Source organism: Thermosipho atlanticus DSM 15807 (assembly GCF_900129985.1).
GTDB classification, from domain to species: Bacteria; Thermotogota; Thermotogae; order Thermotogales; family Fervidobacteriaceae; genus Thermosipho_A; species Thermosipho_A atlanticus.
The window spans coordinates 108,293-125,635 of record NZ_FQXN01000005.1 but is presented as its reverse complement, the minus strand read 5'-3'; the positions used below and the strand labels follow the sequence as shown (position 1 = coordinate 125,635).

Genomic DNA, 17,343 nt, shown 5'->3' with positions numbered 1-17,343 from the left:
TCCTCTTAATAAAGTATCTTGTTAATTTCTTTTACACATCTTTTCAAAGCATCTTCAGGTTTACTTTTTAAATACATTAAAGGCTCAATCAAGTAAGTGGTCATTGCATCCTGTACATCAATAGTGTTAGTAATAAGGGCTGGTGGAACAGCATTTCCAACTTCTTTGGCATAAGCTGCAAAATATGGATCTTCATCCATGAATTTTTTAAACAAAGGATTTGTTATAAGATCTTCTCTTGCAGGTGGCATTTTGGTAAGTTCAATCCACCTTACATCATTCCTAGGATCACTAAATACCCATTTAATAAATTCGAAAATTTCTTTTTTGTGTTTCGAACTACTAAACACTACTAAACCTTTTGTATCAGCAAAAGTTTTGACAGATTCTCCTTTATAGTTATCAGGAACAGGCGGAGGAGAAATCCAAAGGTTTTCATATACTTCTGGATATGTATTCTTGGCCCAATTTATTGACCACGGACCTTGCAGAACACCTAATGCTTTCCCACTAGAAAGTGAAAATTGATTACCCATTTCTACTGCTGTCCATTTGTTCTTAAACATTGTATAGATAAAGTTAGCCACTGCTTTTCCATACTCATCGTTAAAGATTGCTCTGTATCTTTTTGTATCAATATAAGATTTTCCTGAACTTGCAGCATAATAATATGTTATAAAGTCAAACCATCTGTCCCACCAATTTCTACCTTGAACAACCTGCATTGCATATCTATCTGGTGGATTGGCATATTTTTTCGCAATTTCATAGATATCAGAATATGTTCTAGGAGGTCTATCAAAACCTAGTTCCTGAAGCTTGTCTTTTCTCCACCACATCAAAATTGGATTGGAGTAAATCGGAAAGACATAATAATGACCATTCAACTTCCAACCTTCAATGATGTTTTTCATTTTCCTAACTTCAACTAAATCAAAAAATTCTTTACCAAACTCCTCATCTAAAGGAACAATAATACCTTGTTCAGCAAGTTGGGCCGCAAATCCACTAAAAATATTCGTACAAAAATCCGGGGCACTTCCAGCGGCAACCGCAGTAAGTATAGCTTCTTCGGAACTTCCTGCCGCAGGAATGGTTTTCCAATCAATCTGAGCATTTGGATGGTTATTGTTCCATTCCTCAATTAAAGGTTTCCAAAATTGCTCTTGCAAAGGATTTGGCGCTGTCCAAAAAACAATCTTCGTGGAAAACACAACTAAACTTAACAGAACTAAGATAATAATTACAAAATTTCTCATTTTCCCACCTCCTTATTATTGTAAGCGTTTACATGCTTGTTAGTAAATTACCATATTTGGCACAAAAGAAACAAATAAAATTCCTCGTAAATACAGAAAATTAACAAAAATTATCCCCAAAAATCTTTGTTTTTCTAAAAATAACTTAATTTTTCTGTAAGCGTTTACACTTTTGATTACTGTAAAGACTTAATAAAAAACTTTAATGTGTTAAAATATATTATAAGGAGGTGTTGAAATGAAAAATTATCTTGAAGAATATAAAAGATGGCTTGAAAGTCCATATATAGACGAAGAAACTAAAAAGGAACTTCGGTTAATTGAAGGAAATGAAGAAGAAATAAAAGAAAGATTTTTTAAAGATCTTGAATTTGGTACAGCAGGGTTAAGGGGTAAGTTGGGTGCTGGGACTAACAGAATGAACAAATACATTGTTGCACGAGCAACACAAGGGCTTGCAGATTTTATAAATTCTAAAGGTAAAAACTTAGCCCAAAAAGGAGTTGTAATTGCATATGATGTAAGGCACTTTTCTAAAGATTTTGCCAGGATCTCTGCTGAGGTTCTTGCGGGTAATGGTATAAAAGTTTATATTTTTAACGACATTAGACCAACCCCCGAATTGTCATTTGCTGTTAGACACTTACACGCCACAGCTGGCATAGTTATTACAGCAAGTCATAATCCACCGGAATATAATGGATACAAAGTATATTGGGATGAAGGTTCTCAGATTTTAGATGACGTTGCAATACCTGTTCAAAAGAATATTCAAGCAATCAAGGATTTCGGTGTAATAAAAAAAATACCATTTGATGAAGGAATCTCAAAAGGGTTAATCGAAATGATAGGTAGAGAAATTGATGAAGAATATTACAAAAATGTGTTAAATCTTGCTTTAAATGAAGAAATTGATAAAAATATCAAAATTGTTTACACACCATTAAATGGTACAGGTAATATTCCAGTACGTCACATATTAAGCGTAAGAGGGTTCAAAAATGTCTTTGTTGTCAAAGAACAAGAATCTCCAGATCCTGATTTTAAAACAGTTGGATACCCTAATCCTGAAGATATCAAAGCTTTCAAACTTGCTCTTAAACTGGCTCATGAAAAAAAGGCAGATATAATACTTGCCACCGACCCAGATTGTGATAGATTAGCTGTAATGGTATATCATAATGGTGAGTATGTTCCACTTAATGGGAATCAAACTGGAGCTATCTTAATTCAATACCTTTTAAGCCAAAGAAAGAAGAAAAATCTATTATCTTCGAAAAGTATAATAATCAAATCCATTGTTACCGGAAACCTCGGAAAGCGAGTTGCAAAAGAATTTAATGTTGAAACTTTCGAAACATTAACTGGTTTCAAAAATATCTGTGGACTTGAAAACAAACTTGAAAAAGAGGATTATCAATTTGAATTTGGATATGAAGAAAGTATTGGTTTTGTTACAGGAACCTTTGTCAGAGATAAAGATGGCGTCATTTCTGCTATGTTGCTTTCTGAAGCAACAGGATATTACAAAAAATTCGGAAAAACCCTTGTAGATGTATTAAATGAATTATATGAAAAATATGGATACTACCTTGAAAACAACTTTTCTTTAATATTCGAAGGCATTGAAGGTATGAAAAAAATAAATAAAATCATGAGCTTTTACAGAGAAAACTTCCCAAAACAAATTGGAGAATTAAAATTAGTAAAATATATTGACTATTTGTATGGAAATATATACGATAGTGAAGGAAATAAAATAGGTGAAGTGAATAAAGACCATATTCTTTCTTCAAATGTTCTAAGATTTTTCTTTGATGATGGAAGTTGGTATGCTGTAAGACCATCTGGTACAGAACCAAAGCTCAAGGTATATATATATTCCTTTGACAAAGACAGGAAAAGATCTGAAGAAAAACTAAAACTCATAGAAAAAACCTTTAAAGAAATAGTTAAATCAGTATAAAAAGCCACCTCTCGGTGGCTTTTTATCATTTATACATATGCAGCTAAATCAAATAAACCATGTCCAGAAAGTGTAAAAACAATTACTTTTTCTTTATTTTCTTCCTTTGCTTTTAACGCTTCTTTTATTGCTCCAGCTATCGCATGAGCAGATTCGGGAGCAGGTATAATTCCTTCCAACTTTACAAAAAGCTTTGCAACTTTAAAAGTTTCCTCTTGACTAAAAAAACTAGGTTCTACCAAACCATGTTTGACAAGTGCAGAAATAATAGGAGCTGCCCCGTGATATCTTAGCCCTCCAGCATGTATTTTAGGTGGGACAAAATCCTTACCAAGTGTGTACATTTTTAAAAGAGGAGTTAGACCTACACTGTCACCATAATCGTATCTGTATTCACCTTTTGTCAAAGTCGGGCAACTTTCAGGTTCACATGCTAGAAATTTTAAGTTCTTTCCAGATAATTTTTCAGAAACAAATGGAAGAATTGTTCCTCCAAAATTTGAACCTCCTCCATGACATCCTATCAATACATCAGGTTTTAATCCTATCTTTTCAAGTTGCTTCTTTATTTCTAATCCTATTATTGTTTGATGCAAAAGCACATGGTTCATCACGCTTCCAAGAGCGTATTTTGCATCTTCTTGCTCTATTACTTTCTCCATTGCTTCACTAATTGCAATTCCAAGGCTTCCCGGATGGTTTTCTTCATATCTCCTGCCCGAAGTAGTCAATCTACTTGGAGAGGGAACAACTTCACCTCCAAAAAGATTTATTAATTGTTTTCTAGCAGGTTTTTGCATATAACTAACTCTGACCATAAATACTTTTATACTCAAGTCAAATTTCAATCCAGCATATGAAAGAGCACTCCCCCACTGTCCTGCTCCTGTTTCTGTGTAAAGCTCTTTGGTTCCTACAAGTTTGTTGTAATACGCTTGTGCAAGAGCCGTATTAACCTTATGACTTCCCGTAGGGCTTACTCCTTCATATTTATAGAAAATTTTTGCAGGCGTTTCCAAGTATTCTTCAAGAAAATTAGCTCTAATCAACGGTGTTGGTCTAAAGACTGCATATTCATTTAATATTTCATCTGGAATTTTAATAAATCGTTCGTTTGACATTTCTTGTTCCAACAAAGGATATGCGAAAATTTTCAGTAATTTTTCTGCTGGCATTGGTTTGTTTGTTTCGGGATCAAGAGGTGGATCAAGTTTGAACGGTAGATCTGCTTCATACCTCCTTTTTAAAATTTTCTTTTAAAAAAAAAAGCCGGGCATATTTGCCCGGCAATTGTCCTTTTAAAAATAGTTCTTTACCACAACAAAGGTGGTGGACAATTGCCACTTTTCCACCACCAAACAAAACTTTTACCATGAATTGAACTAACATACATTATTTTCTTTGAAAGTTTTTCCTGCATATCTTTACCTTCCTTTGCATGTTTTCAATATTGTAACATAAAGCAACAAATATGTCAACAAATTATATGAAATGCAAAAATAAAAACAAAAAATTTGTTTTGCTAACTAATCCAGTGTTATAATTAAAACAAATGAGCAGAGGGGGGATAAAGATGGATTTTCTAACTACTCCTTTACCAGAAGACATTAGAAAACTTATCTGGCTTGGCATGTTCGAACAAGCAAGAAATTCAATAAAGGAAAGAATGAAAAAACCTATTCCAAAAGAAATGAAAGAAAGATTAAAATTCGAACTTTTTAGATTAGAACTTCTTGAGAAATCTTATCCCTACACCAAAGACGAAGCTGTAAAACTTTTTAAAAAACTTTTCAAAGGAGTTAAAAAATCTGATTTTGAAAATTTACTAAAGAATGGTTACTTAGATTTTAGATACATTAATGGCGAAATTAAATTTCAGGAAAGATTTCACTACAATATTGGTTTTTCTCTTGAAGAATATAGTAAAAAACAAAAAGTCGATCCTGAACGCAAGAAAATACGCAAGCTAACAAACGAATCTGTTGAAAGACTTTTAAATACCAAAGAACCAAAAAAATACTTTGTAAAAGCAAGAGTGTCTATAAAAAGGAAGAAACCTCTTAATGAAAAAGTCTTTGTTTGGCTTCCGTTTCCTTTAGAAAAGTATCAACAAAATAATGTAAAATTAATTAAAACAAGTCATGATTACAAACTTGCTTCTAGTAAATCTCTTCAAAGAACAGTCTATATGGAAGGGAAAGATACAGATGAATTTTGGATAGAATTTAGTTATATAGTTTCTGAATGGATTAAAGAAAAATTCAAATTTTTTAAACCCCTTCCCACAAAGAAAGATCTTTCCGAAAAATCTCCTCATATTTTGTTCACTCCTTATCTTCAAAAAGTTTTAAATAAAATTTTAAAGGGAACTAATAAAGACAATGATTATGAAATTGCAAGAAAAATATACGATTTCCTTACTCTCAATGTACGTTACTCATACGTATTACCATATGCTTTATACGATAATATTCCAGAATATGTCACAACAGTATTTAGAGGAGATTGTGGTTTTTACGCTTCAACATTTATTACCCTTTGTAGAATGGCAGGCATACCAGCAAAATGGCAATCTGGCTGGTTCGTAACACCATTGGGAGCTTCTCCACATGATTGGGCATTAATTTATTTGAAAGATTCTGGTTGGGTTCCAGCTGATTTATCTTTCGGTTCCAGCAGGCGCAATAACGAAGAAATGAGACAGTTTTATTTTACTAACTTAGACGGTTACAGAATGTTTGCAAATTTAGATTTTCAAGCAAGTTTCAGTCCAAAAAAGAAATATTTCAGAAATGATCCATATGATAACCAAATCGGTGAGATGGAATCTGAACACAGTTATATTATTGATACTGAATCAAAAATAGAAATATTAACATTTGAAGAAATCAAATAAAAGGAGGAATAACATATGGGAAAAATAAAGTTAATAAAATTCAAATTGACTACATTTAAATATGAAAAACCATTTCATATAACTGGAAGTATTTCTAGTCAATCCAACAACATTGAAGTATCTATAGAATTAGATAGTGGTGTAGTTGGATATGGAGAAGCTTCTCCCTCATTTAGAGTAAATGGCGAAAAAGTTGAAGCATTACTTTCCTTAGAACCAATTATTAACGAAGCATTAAAAGGACTGGATGTTCAAAACTACAGACAAATTTTTGATATCACCGATAAATTTTTCGCATCCCCAAGTATAAAAGCAGCTGTTCAGTATGCAACCTTGGATGCTTTTTCAGAAGAAATAGGTGTTCCTGTATATAAAATTCTTGGAGGATCCAAAAACAAAATAGAAACAGATAAAACTGTAAGTATTGGCTCCCTAGAAGAGAGAGTATTGGATGCAAAAAATATTTTCGAAGAAGGATTTAGAATAATAAAAATCAAAGTTGGAGAAAATTTAAAAGAAGACATAGAAGCAATGGAAAAAATTTATGAAGTTTCAAAAGGAGCAAAATACATAGTTGATGCAAATATGGGGTATACTCCAAAACAAGCTATAAAGTTTGCAAAAGAAATCTATAAAAAAGGGATAGATATTCATGTCTTTGAACAACCTGTTCCAATGCATGATATTGAAGGATTAAAATTTGTCAGATTTAATTCACCGTTTCCTGTGGGAGCAGATGAAAGTGCAAAAACAAAATACGATGTTTTAAGATTAATCAAAGAAGAAGCAGTTGATTATATCAACATCAAGCTTATGAAAAGTGGTATATCAGATGCCTTAGCAATTGTTGAAATGGCAAAAGCTGCAAATTTACATCTCATGATCGGATGTATGGGAGAATCAAGTCTTGGAATAAACCAGAGTGTTCATTTTGCTCTTGGAACAGGTGCTTTTGATTTTCACGACCTTGATAGCGCTCTGATGCTTAAAGAAGATAAATTTAGAGGAAAATACAAAACTGAAATACCCTATCATATCGCAATATAAAAGTCCGCACATGCGGACTTTTATATTTCCAATTTACCTGATAATGTAATTCTAGCTCTTCCCACTATTTTAACTTTTAAATATTCTGATCTTTATTTTTATGAAAATTTTGGATCTTCTATTTTAAATCTCTATTTTAAATTATTTTATAAACTCTTTCCTTCTTTGCAATCCCATAGTGATGCAAATAATATAAAAGCATGCCATTTGCTGTAGCTGTTGTAGATTCCTCTTCAATTCTATACAAATGCACAAAATCTTTAGCATTTACAATTCTGCCTTTTGTATAACACGATACACAAAAATTATACTCTTTTGATTTTATAAAATGCAATTTCTTCAAAACACCAAAAGAAGCAATTGTAGCATGACTGCAGAGATTTATCTCAGAAACAGGGGTAAAATAGTCTATTTTAAATTCTGTTTCAGAAAATCTAATTTCAGTTGCTAAAAGTTATTTTTCATAATCAGCAAATTTATTTCTTTTAAAAGGTTCTTTTGTAAATGCCTCCACAACAAAGAATCCTTAATTCCGCCCTCAAAAAATTCACTCTATGGAACATCGTATCCTGTTGAAGCTTTTAAAATGTAAAACCATTCTTGTCTATCAAGCTCTAATTCTAAAGCTTCAACAGCAACCTTTACTCTCTCGAACTTACCACTTCCAACTACGGGGTATATCTTAGAAGGATGTTTATACAAAAATGCATATATGATATGCTCAACCGAAGTTCCATGATTTTCTGCAACTTTTTTCAAAGCTTTTAATACTCTTAAATTTCTCTCATTGTTAATCTTAAAAATTCTTCCACCTGCAACCGGAGACCATGCCATTGGAATTATATTTTTTTCTAAACAATAATCAAGTGTTCCATCGAAAAATGGGTTAACTTGTAGAGGAGAAATTTCTATTTGATTGTAAAGGATCGGTTCTTTAACCTTTGATTTAATAAGAGACATTTGGTGAGGATTGAAATTTGAGACACCAAAAGTCAGTACCAAACCATTTTCTCTTAAATACTCAAACGCTTCTGAGATTTCCTCTGGATTCATCAAAGGATCTGGTCTATGAATTAAAAGAACATCTAAATAATCCGTTCGCAAATCTTTAAGTGTTCTTTCAACAGATTTTAAAATGTGCTTTTTTGATGTATCATAGTGCTTTATATAAATTTGAGGCTTTTTTTGTGACAATAGCACTATACCAGTTTTAGATATTATTTGCACTTTTTTTCTTAAAGATGGTTCAATCTCAAAAATTCTCCCAAATATCTCTTGAGCCTCATAATCCCCATATATATCTGCCAAATCAAATGTCGTAACACCAATATCAATTAATTGATGTATAAAATCTAAAAACTCTTTTAATGAATAACCCCAATCCTTTATTCGCATGATTCCATGAATTACTCTACTCAACTTAACTTGCATATTTTCATCCTCTTTCATTTTTTATTTTATTATACATCATAATTCTCGAAAAAACGGTAAAATATTATGAATTTTAAATCATTCCCATTCTTGATATAATATTAATGTCAAGAAAATTCTAAAAGGAGGTATTTTAAAATGAATTTGAAAACAATAAAGAAAGTCGCTGTAATTGGTGCAACAACCAACAGAGAAAAATATGGAAATATCATCATTAGAGATCTAAAAAAGAAAGGATTTGAAATTATTCCAGTTACACCAAAATATGATGAAATAGAAGGAATTAAAACTGTAAAAGAAGTTAAGGATTTACCCAAAGAAGTTGATCTTCTTGTATTTGTTGTTCCCCCAAAAGTAGGCCTTGAGATTACTAAAGAAGCACTTAAATACGGATTTAAAAATTTGTGGTACCAACCAGGAGCTTATTCTGAAGATATAAACGAGTATTTGAAAAAAAATAACATAAAAGCTGCCCACGATTTGTGCATAATGGTAGAAACTAACAAAAATTAAAAGAGACTAACAATTTTGTCTTTTAACGTATTTTTTAGCCTTTTTTTGCGTTTATTCCATATTTTGTTATAATTTTCAAAAAAGCTAACCTCAAATACCATTGGAGGAAGAGTATATGGAAAAATACAAAAAAAAACAATTCAAAAACGGTTTTACATTAATCGAATTATTAATTATCTTAGCTATTATTGCTGCTCTTATGCTCATAGTTGCTTTTTCATATCCAAAAATTGTTGAACGAAGTATAATAAATACTTTAAAAGCAAACCAAAAAGTTTTGATGGAAGCAGTTGTATCTATAGTTTTTGACTCTACACTTCCATCCTACGAAAATGCCACCAATCCCTTTTACCTTAGGAATGAATTGAAAGCAAAATTAACTAATACAGGTATCAAAATCTACAACCCACTGAACAAAAACAGTGAAATAATAACAACTCTTCAAGTAAGTAGTGCTGAAAGTGCTGCTGTAGTTATTTCACAAAGAAAAATTAAAATAGCAAAGGCAATAGATAATCCAAACAAATATTTGTTCCCACTTAATGCAGCAGAAAGTAGCAAAGAAAAGTTTAACGGAGCTTTGATAATACAGATATGTGAAGATGGTTATATCTTTTACGCTTATCTTTATGAGAAAATATATAACTTAGAATTTTTACAATTTTGAGCTTACATTTTAAACTATTGTTTTTTTCACATTTAAATCTTCGTCTAAAATTACAATTTTTGCCGGATAACCCCTTCTTATTCTTCCTCCTTTTATTCCAAGTAGCTTAAGAGAATTATATGATGTTACCATTGAAAGTTCTTTTAAAGAACAATTTGTTGCCTTTCTAAAATTTTTTACCCCTTCAATATATTTTAAAGTACTTCCAGCAAGTGACCCATTTTCAAGCCTTGCTACTCCATTTTTTACTTTTACATTCATTTCTCCAAGGTTATATATGCCATCTTCTAAACCTGCTGCTGGAATACTATCAGTAACTAGCATTATTCTCTTTGGACCTAATATATTATATACAAGTTTTAAAAACTCGTTGGACAAATGCATATTGTCAACAATGAGTTCTACATAAAATTTATACAAAAAAACCGCACCAATCGGGCCCACATCTCGATGATGAAATCTTTTTAAAGCATTTGGAAAATGGGGAACTCTATTTATTCCTTTTTCAAACGATTCTTTAAAATCTTTAAATGTTCCATTTGAATGACCTAAAGATATTACAATGTTTTCCTTTTTTGCAAATTTTATTAATTCATTGAACTTTTCCACTTCAGGTGCCGCAGTAATTATTTTCACCTTATCTTTCACTTCAGGCAATCTATCTTTTGAAAAACTTGTAATATATTTTTTATTTTGTGCTCCGGATCTTTCAATATTAATAAAAGGACCTTCAAAATGAAGAAAATTAAGAACGGGATGATTAGCTTTAGAAAAATTGGCAACCACATTTTCTAAAGATTTCTTAGAGGAAGAAACAGTTGTAGGAAAAAGATAGGTTACTCCTTCTGTCCTTACGTGCTCAGCCCAATTTTCAAATTCTAATGATGATGCAGTCATGCAGTCAATACCTGCTTTTCCATGAGAGTGGGAGTCAACAAACCCTGGCATAACGATGTACCTTGGAGCAGAATTATTTTTTATAATATCCACTATAACGCCGTTTTCTATTACCACACTTCCACAATATTCTCCATCAATGGGATCAACTATTAATACTCTTTCTATAACCATGCAACCCCACCTGTGTGTTTTACCACCACTTCCCTAAAATTGACCGAAAATAAAGTATTACACCAGATGCCTTTATAACTGGTAATATGTCCGTTACCAAAAAAGTACTTACATCATTTCCAATGTAAACTGACTCTAAAACAATCCTATTTCCTAGATCTGTTGCTTTTATCAGATATTTTGCCAAATCAGATTCTTTCATGCTATCTTCTAAATATCCTTTATCTTTTAATAACAAAATTGATAAGTTTGAAATATCTCCAGGTTTCTCAACATTAATATATGTCTCTCCTGATTTAAGTATATTTCTAAGATTCCTTGCCACTTTTGTTGCCTGAGCTTTTTTTACAGCCTCCAATGCATTTGGAGTTACAATAACTAGCAAAAAAGCTATAATAGCTATTACAGCGAGAAGTTCTATTAAAGTAAATGCTTTTTTCATAATATCCCCCTAATTAAGAAATATTATCTATTCTAATATTAAATTATATCATAAAAATTTTAATTTTCCCAAAAAAATCATACTAACAAAAAAAGCCCCTATTAACAGGGGCTTTTACATATCTTTTTCTTTATTTTATTTTAATTAACTTGCTATCTTACCACCATTTTTGGAAAGTAACTGCGATTCCTGAAGCTGCTCCTCCAGGTAGTATTACTGTCTTTACTTCTGGATTAACCTTCGCTACTAAATTTATATCTATATCTCCTGCTGTATATGTTATCGTTGCTATTGCTGTTCCATTGACATCAAATTTATCTTCATAAATGTAACTAAATCCAGAAGGAATAGTATTTAAATATCCAGCGTCTTTCAACTGATTCAAACTAAGTGGCATGTTTTGTTCAACATTCACATAACTTTCTAAAGCTGCTTTGATGTTTCTAAAGTTTGCTGCTACCTGTGTTGCTTTTGCTTTTTTTACCGCGTTCAACGCAACTGGTGTAACAATACCCATTAATGATGCTATGATAGCAAGAACAATTAATAGTTCAATAAGTGTAAAACCTTTTCTCATTCTCATAAATCCACCTCCTATTTTAGCTTTTGTAGTTTTATTTTATCATACAAACAAGCTATATTGGTAATTTTTTGTAAATAAAATTATTATATTTTATTTATTTTATTAAAAAATTTTTTGTTAAAACAATTTTTTACTAATAATCACTGAAAATTACTATATCATTTTTCTTATTTAATGATTGAGTCTAATAATCGTTTTGTATCATTTGAAATAATTTATTGGTTTGATGTAAAACAATATTAAATTATGTATGGAAAAATTTACAACAAAAAAGCCCCTAATATTAGGGGCTTTTTTGTACTTTGCCTATATCCTAAATTTATATTTCAACTAACTTACCATCTTACCACCATTTTTGGAAAGTAATCGCTACCCCTGATGCTGCTGATCCATTTGCTATTACGGTTGTTACTTCCGGATTAACCTGTGCTACCAAATTCATATCTACGTCTCCTGCAGTATACGTTATCGTTGCAACAGCTATTCCGTTGTTGAAAGTATTATCAACTTCTAAACTAAATCCATCAGGTGTTCTATTTAGATATCCTTCACTTACAAGAATGTTTAAACTTTGCGGTAAAGCCTGTTTAACGTTTACATAATTTTCTATTGCTGCTTTGATGTTTTGAAAGTTCGTTGCTACTTGTGTTGCTTTTGCTTTTTTTACTGCATTCAATGCTATAGGTGTAACAACTCCCATTAATGCTGCAATGATAGCAAGAACGATCAATAATTCAATAAGTGTAAAACCTTTTCTCATCCTCATAAATCCACCTCCTATTTTAATTTTTCTGTTTTATATTTTACCACATAAAAAACAAAAAAAGCAAGTTTTTTAAATAAATTATAACTTTAAAGAATTTTTCCCTTAAAAAAACATTTATTAATACGGGTTTCTACAACTTATATTGTTAAAATACATTGATGATATTTTATTAACAAAGCAAAAATAATCTTTTTTTTCAAGTTAATTCATCAAATTCTATATTCTATAACCAATTTTTAAAGTTTCAAATGTTTTATATTAATGATAGAATAGAATAGAATAAGTTTAAAAATAACTCTCAAGGAGGTTTTAAAATGTGGAACTTTGTAAAACAAATTGACCCCGAAATATATGAAGTACTGTTAAAGGAATGGGAAAGACAGGAATATGGTCTCGAGCTTATTGCCTCAGAAAATTTTGCTTCTCTTGCCGTAATTGAAACAATGGGGAGCCTTCTTACAAACAAATATGCTGAAGGGTACCCTGGAAGAAGATACTACGGTGGTTGTGAATGGGTAGATGTTGCTGAAAGATTAGCAAGAAAAAGAGCTAAACAATTATTTAATGTAAAATATGCAAACGTCCAACCCCATTCTGGTTCTCAAGCAAATATGGGGGCCTACTTTGCAGTATCAAATCCCGGAGATACTCTCATGGGTATGTCATTAAGTCATGGGGGACACCTTACACATGGCGCTCAAGTTAATTTTTCTGGAAAATTGTACAAAGTTGTAGCGTATGGTGTTGATCCAGAAACAGAGGTTATAAACTACGATATGGTAAGAGATTTAGCTCTTACTCACAAACCAAAAGTTATTGTTGCAGGAGGAAGTGCTTATTCAAGAATTATAGATTTCAAAAAATTTAGAGAAATAGCCGATGAAGTTGGCGCATACTTAATTGTAGATATGGCACATTTTGCTGGATTAGTTGCCGCAGGTATATATCCAAATCCTGTTGAATATGCTCATATTGTAACAAGTACAACTCACAAAACATTACGTGGTCCTAGAGGTGGAATGATCTTAACAAATGACAGTGAAATATACAAAGCAATTAATAAGAGTATTTTCCCTGGAATTCAAGGTGGGCCTTTAATGCACGTTATAGCAGCAAAGGCTGTTTGTTTCAAAGAGGCATTAACAGATGAATTTAAAGAATATCAAAAACAAGTTGTTAAAAACGCAAAGAAACTTGCTCAAGAACTTGAAAAAAGAGGACTTAGAATTGTTTCAGGAGGTACAGATACACACTTAATGCTCGTAGATCTTAACCCACTTAATGTTACAGGAAAAGCTGCGGAAATAGCTCTTGGAAAATGTCATATTACAGTCAACAAAAACACTATACCAAACGAAACAAGATCACCTTTTGTTGCTAGTGGAATTAGACTTGGAACACCTGCATTAACAACAAGGGGAATGAAAGAACAGGAAATGGAAGAAATTGCCGAACTAATTGTAACTGTACTAAAAAATGTTAAAGATGAAGATGGTAATATCTCAGAAGAAATTATTGAAAAAGTACGAAAGCAAGTACTTGATCTTTGCAATAGATTTCCTCTTTACAAAGACAAAATTAAGTTATAAACTTAACATAAAAAACACGCAGCGTAGTGCTGCGTGTTTTTTTTACGCTTGTAAAACAAATTATTCTCCCACAACAAACTTAACAAATCTTGAAACTTGAATGTTTTCTCCTATTTTTGCAATTGATTCTTTTATAAGTTCTTCTACTGTTTTTTCTTCATCAAATGCAAATTTTTGCTCATATAAACAGTTTTCTTCAAAGAATTTATTTAGTTTTCCTTCAACAATTTTTTCAATTACATGCTCTGGTTTTCCAGAATCTTTTAGTTGTTCTTTGTAAATTTCTTTCTCTTTTTCTATTACATCTTGAGGTACATCTTCCCTTTTTACCCACCTTGGTGACATTGCTGCAATATGCATTGCAATTTTATTACCAAGTTCTTGAAATTCCTCTGTCCTTGCAACAAAATCGGTTTCACAATTAAGTTCTACAAGAACTCCTATCTTTTTGTTGAAGTGTACATATGATGCAATTATTCCTTCACCTGTTGCTCTAGAAGCTTTCTTTGCGGCTTTTGCTATACCTTTTTTTCTCAAAATTTCAATTGCAAGTTCCATATCACCGTTTGCTTCTTCAAGTGCTTTTTTACAATCTAACATACCAGCACCTGTCCTATCTCTCAATTCTTTAACCTGTTGTGCACTAATCGCCATCCTTTCTCCTCCCTTTTATTTTATTTAGCAACCAATTTTTAACATATTCCATTCACCTTTTAATACTCCTATATATCCAAATCCTATTTCTTTTAACATTTGTGCTACTTTTTCTACATTTTGGCCGACATCTTCAATCCTATGAGCATCTGATCCAATCGTAATAAATTCCCCACCAAGTTTCTTGTAAATTTTTAGTAAATCATACGAAGGGTTCGGCTCTCCATATTTTAACATACTAGCAGTATTCACTTCAATACCCTTTCCTTTTTCAATTACTAGTTTAAATATCTCTTCCAATATGGGATAGAGATTCTTTGAAAAAGGTTCAAAACTTTCCGAATACCTTCTTGGAAAATCAAGGTGTCCGAGAACATGATAACTATCAAATTTTGTTAGAATATTTAATATTCTTTCCAAATATTCTTTGTAACTTTTCTGAGTAACAGGTTTCGAAAATTCATGAAGTGACAAAATAACAAAATCGAAATTTTCAAGATCTATTGATATGTCAGTCACTCCGTCCCAACCTAATTCCACACCGACAGGTAAACAATACTTTTCCATTGTCCTTCTATATTCTTCAACATCAAATTTAAAATTATGTTCTCCTTTTACTACTTCAAAATGATCCGTTATTATTATATGATCAATCCCTTTTTCTTTTGCTTTTTTTAGTATATCTTCAACCTTTGCTGTTGAATCTGGAGAAAACACACTATGCAAATGATAATCTATCATATTTTATTCCCTCCTGCAACATCAACAAGAGCTTTAAACAACGGATGAGGGGCTCCTACTTTGGTCTTATACTCTGGATGATACTGAACTCCAACAAAAAATGGATGTTCATCAAGCTCTATTGCTTCCACAAAATCGGACCTTGCTGAAATAGTTAATTTATATCCTTGTTCCCCTGGTTTTTTAAATAAATCTGCATAGGCATCGACGTCAACTTCGTATCTATGTCTGTGCCTTTCATATACTATTTCCTGTCCTTTATAAACTCTACTTAAGAGAGTTCCTTGTTCAATAATGGTTTTCTGTGCACCTAATCTCATCGTACCTCCAAGATTTAATATTTTCTTTTGGGATTCCATCATATTTACTATAGGATAGGGTGTGTTTTTATCAAATTCCGTAGAATTTGCCTCTTTTAATCCTCCAACATTTCTAGCAAATTCAATTGCCATTAATTGCATTCCAAGACAAATACCAAGAATCGGTTTTTTATTCTCTCTTGCGTACTTTATAGCCTTTATTTTTCCTTCTATTCCTCTTCTACCAAATCCACCAGGAATAATTAGAGCATCAAACTGTTCAAGATAAGCCTCAATCTGGTCATCAGACATTTCCTCCAATTCCTGGGCATCTACAATAACAGGTTTTTGTGAACCAGAAAGGTAAATTGACTCTATTATGCTTTTATAAGCATCATCAGTTCCCAAATATTTTCCAATTATTGCTATTTTTAAAAGTTCAAAAGATTTTGGATAATGCCAGGTATAATTATCTCTAATTTCTAAGTTTAACTTTCTTGCCACAAGCCTATGAAGACCAAGTGAATGTAAAATGTTTGGAACTTCATACACGTTCGGAGAATCTGGAAGATTTATAACCATATTTCTAGGAACACCACTAAATAACGCTACCTTATATAAACTATTTGCATCAATAGGACCTTCAGTTCGTACAACTATAGTATCAGGGTGTATGCCTATTTTTCTTAATAATTGAGTTGATTGTTGAGTTGGTTTAGTTTTAAACTCATTTGTAGTTCTAAGAAAAGGCACATACGTTACATGGGCAAATAAAAAATTCTCTCTTCCTATTTCAAATGCAAGTTCCCTAACTGCTTCAAGAAAGACTTCTCCTTCAATATCTCCAACGGTTCCTCCTATTTCAATAACTAGAAGGTCTCCAGACATTGATTTTATTCTTTCTTTAATTTCAGCAGTAACATGAGGGACAATTTGAACAGTTGAACCTAAGTACTTTCCTTCTCGTTCTCTTTGAATCACTGAAAGATAAATTTGACCAGCTGTAATATTATTTTTCCTTGAGACATCTATACCTAGAAATCTTTCATAATGCCCAAGATCAAGATCTGCTTCATATCCATCTTCCGTTACAAAAACTTCTCCATGTTGGTTTGGATTCATTGTTCCAGCGTCTACATTCAAGTATGGATCTATTTTTAAAATATTTACATTAATTCCACTATCTTTTAAAATCCTTGCTAAAGATGCTGAAAAAATCCCTTTTCCTATACCACTTAAAACTCCTCCAGTTACTACTATAAACTTTTGAGGCACGCTCAAAATCCCTCCTTTACAAATTTATTCTACTATCTTATTTTATAATTAGTGTTGCTTTAAAGTTAAATAAAGTTACAGGTTTTATATTTTTATGATATTATATATTTGGAACGTTTCCAAATCTCTCTAATATAATAATTT

Annotated in this window: 17 protein-coding genes; 6 read left to right on the top strand and 11 right to left on the bottom strand. The window is 31.7% G+C overall.

The features are described from left to right. Positions 1 to 5 precede the first annotated feature (5 nt). Positions 6 to 1,259: an ABC transporter substrate-binding protein gene (locus BUB65_RS07050; RefSeq protein ID WP_073073566.1), complete on the bottom strand. Its 1,254-nt coding sequence runs from the start codon at positions 1,257 to 1,259 to the stop codon at positions 6 to 8. 238 nt (positions 1,260 to 1,497) lie between these two features. Between BUB65_RS07050 and BUB65_RS07045 the strand changes: the two genes are divergently transcribed. Further along, on the top strand, positions 1,498 to 3,225 hold the full coding sequence (locus BUB65_RS07045; RefSeq protein WP_073073564.1) for a phospho-sugar mutase: 1,728 nt from the start codon (positions 1,498 to 1,500) through the stop codon (positions 3,223 to 3,225). A 29-nt stretch (positions 3,226 to 3,254) separates the two neighbouring features. On the opposite strand, the gene BUB65_RS07040 is transcribed toward BUB65_RS07045, so the two are convergent. Then, positions 3,255 to 4,475 carry a TrpB-like pyridoxal phosphate-dependent enzyme gene (locus BUB65_RS07040; RefSeq protein ID WP_073073563.1) on the bottom strand — a complete coding sequence of 407 codons (1,221 nt, stop codon included), beginning with the start codon at positions 4,473 to 4,475 and terminating at the stop codon, positions 3,255 to 3,257. A 323-nt stretch (positions 4,476 to 4,798) separates the two neighbouring features. Between BUB65_RS07040 and BUB65_RS07035 the strand changes: the two genes are divergently transcribed. Together BUB65_RS07035 and BUB65_RS07030 are read left to right on the top strand one after the other, a co-directional pair. Continuing rightward, positions 4,799 to 6,121: a transglutaminase-like domain-containing protein gene (locus BUB65_RS07035; RefSeq protein WP_073073561.1), complete on the top strand. Its 1,323-nt coding sequence runs from the start codon at positions 4,799 to 4,801 to the stop codon at positions 6,119 to 6,121. A gap of 15 nt (positions 6,122 to 6,136) precedes the next feature. After that, positions 6,137 to 7,168: an L-Ala-D/L-Glu epimerase gene (locus BUB65_RS07030; RefSeq protein WP_073073559.1), complete on the top strand. Its 1,032-nt coding sequence runs from the start codon at positions 6,137 to 6,139 to the stop codon at positions 7,166 to 7,168. A 136-nt stretch (positions 7,169 to 7,304) separates the two neighbouring features. Here the strand turns inward: BUB65_RS07030 and BUB65_RS07025 are convergent, their stop codons facing one another. Further along, entirely contained in the window at positions 7,305 to 7,511 is a 207-nt protein-coding gene (locus tag BUB65_RS07025; protein WP_073073557.1) for a hypothetical protein, read from the bottom strand. Between the two features lie 209 nt (positions 7,512 to 7,720). Then, a complete protein-coding gene (locus tag BUB65_RS07020; RefSeq protein ID WP_073073555.1) occupies positions 7,721 to 8,599 on the bottom strand; it encodes an aldo/keto reductase in 879 nt (292 codons plus the stop codon). A 138-nt stretch (positions 8,600 to 8,737) separates the two neighbouring features. Here BUB65_RS07020 and BUB65_RS07015 point away from each other — a divergent pair, with 138 nt between their 5' ends. Together BUB65_RS07015 and BUB65_RS07010 are read left to right on the top strand one after the other, a co-directional pair. Then, positions 8,738 to 9,112 carry a CoA-binding protein gene (locus tag BUB65_RS07015; RefSeq protein ID WP_073073553.1) on the top strand — a complete coding sequence of 125 codons (375 nt, stop codon included), beginning with the start codon at positions 8,738 to 8,740 and terminating at the stop codon, positions 9,110 to 9,112. A gap of 115 nt (positions 9,113 to 9,227) precedes the next feature. Further along, the gene (locus BUB65_RS07010) at positions 9,228 to 9,779 is read left to right on the top strand and encodes a prepilin-type N-terminal cleavage/methylation domain-containing protein (protein WP_073073552.1); all 552 of its coding nucleotides are present in this window, start codon (positions 9,228 to 9,230) and stop codon (positions 9,777 to 9,779) included. Positions 9,780 to 9,788: 9 nt separating this feature from the next. On the opposite strand, the gene nagA is transcribed toward BUB65_RS07010, so the two are convergent. The 4 genes from nagA to BUB65_RS06990 form a co-directional block, all read right to left on the bottom strand. Next, the gene (nagA, locus tag BUB65_RS07005) at positions 9,789 to 10,850 is read right to left on the bottom strand and encodes an N-acetylglucosamine-6-phosphate deacetylase (protein WP_073073549.1); all 1,062 of its coding nucleotides are present in this window, start codon (positions 10,848 to 10,850) and stop codon (positions 9,789 to 9,791) included. A 19-nt stretch (positions 10,851 to 10,869) separates the two neighbouring features. After that, positions 10,870 to 11,292, bottom strand: coding sequence for a type II secretion system protein (locus tag BUB65_RS07000; RefSeq protein ID WP_073073547.1), 423 nt, complete (start codon positions 11,290 to 11,292; stop codon positions 10,870 to 10,872). 157 nt (positions 11,293 to 11,449) lie between these two features. After that, positions 11,450 to 11,875, bottom strand: coding sequence for a competence type IV pilus major pilin ComGC (locus BUB65_RS06995; RefSeq protein WP_073073544.1), 426 nt, complete (start codon positions 11,873 to 11,875; stop codon positions 11,450 to 11,452). A gap of 343 nt (positions 11,876 to 12,218) precedes the next feature. After that, positions 12,219 to 12,641, bottom strand: a complete 423-nt coding sequence (locus tag BUB65_RS06990) for a type II secretion system protein (RefSeq protein WP_234946843.1) — start codon at positions 12,639 to 12,641, stop codon at positions 12,219 to 12,221. Between the two features lie 314 nt (positions 12,642 to 12,955). Between BUB65_RS06990 and glyA the strand changes: the two genes are divergently transcribed. Then, positions 12,956 to 14,230, top strand: a complete 1,275-nt coding sequence (gene glyA, locus BUB65_RS06985) for a serine hydroxymethyltransferase (RefSeq protein WP_073073541.1) — start codon at positions 12,956 to 12,958, stop codon at positions 14,228 to 14,230. A 60-nt stretch (positions 14,231 to 14,290) separates the two neighbouring features. Here the strand turns inward: glyA and tsf are convergent, their stop codons facing one another. From tsf to BUB65_RS06970, 3 genes are read right to left on the bottom strand one after another with little or no spacing between them, the layout of a single operon-like run. Continuing rightward, positions 14,291 to 14,884, bottom strand: coding sequence for a translation elongation factor Ts (gene tsf / locus BUB65_RS06980; RefSeq protein ID WP_073073538.1), 594 nt, complete (start codon positions 14,882 to 14,884; stop codon positions 14,291 to 14,293). 24 nt (positions 14,885 to 14,908) lie between these two features. Beyond that, positions 14,909 to 15,625 (bottom strand): histidinol-phosphatase HisJ family protein, encoded by a 717-nt coding sequence (locus tag BUB65_RS06975; protein WP_073073535.1) that lies wholly within the window; start codon positions 15,623 to 15,625, stop codon positions 14,909 to 14,911. Next, the gene (locus BUB65_RS06970) at positions 15,622 to 17,199 is read right to left on the bottom strand and encodes a CTP synthase (protein ID WP_073073533.1); all 1,578 of its coding nucleotides are present in this window, start codon (positions 17,197 to 17,199) and stop codon (positions 15,622 to 15,624) included. The genes BUB65_RS06975 and BUB65_RS06970 overlap by 4 nt, the downstream gene beginning before the upstream one ends. Positions 17,200 to 17,343 lie beyond the last annotated feature (144 nt).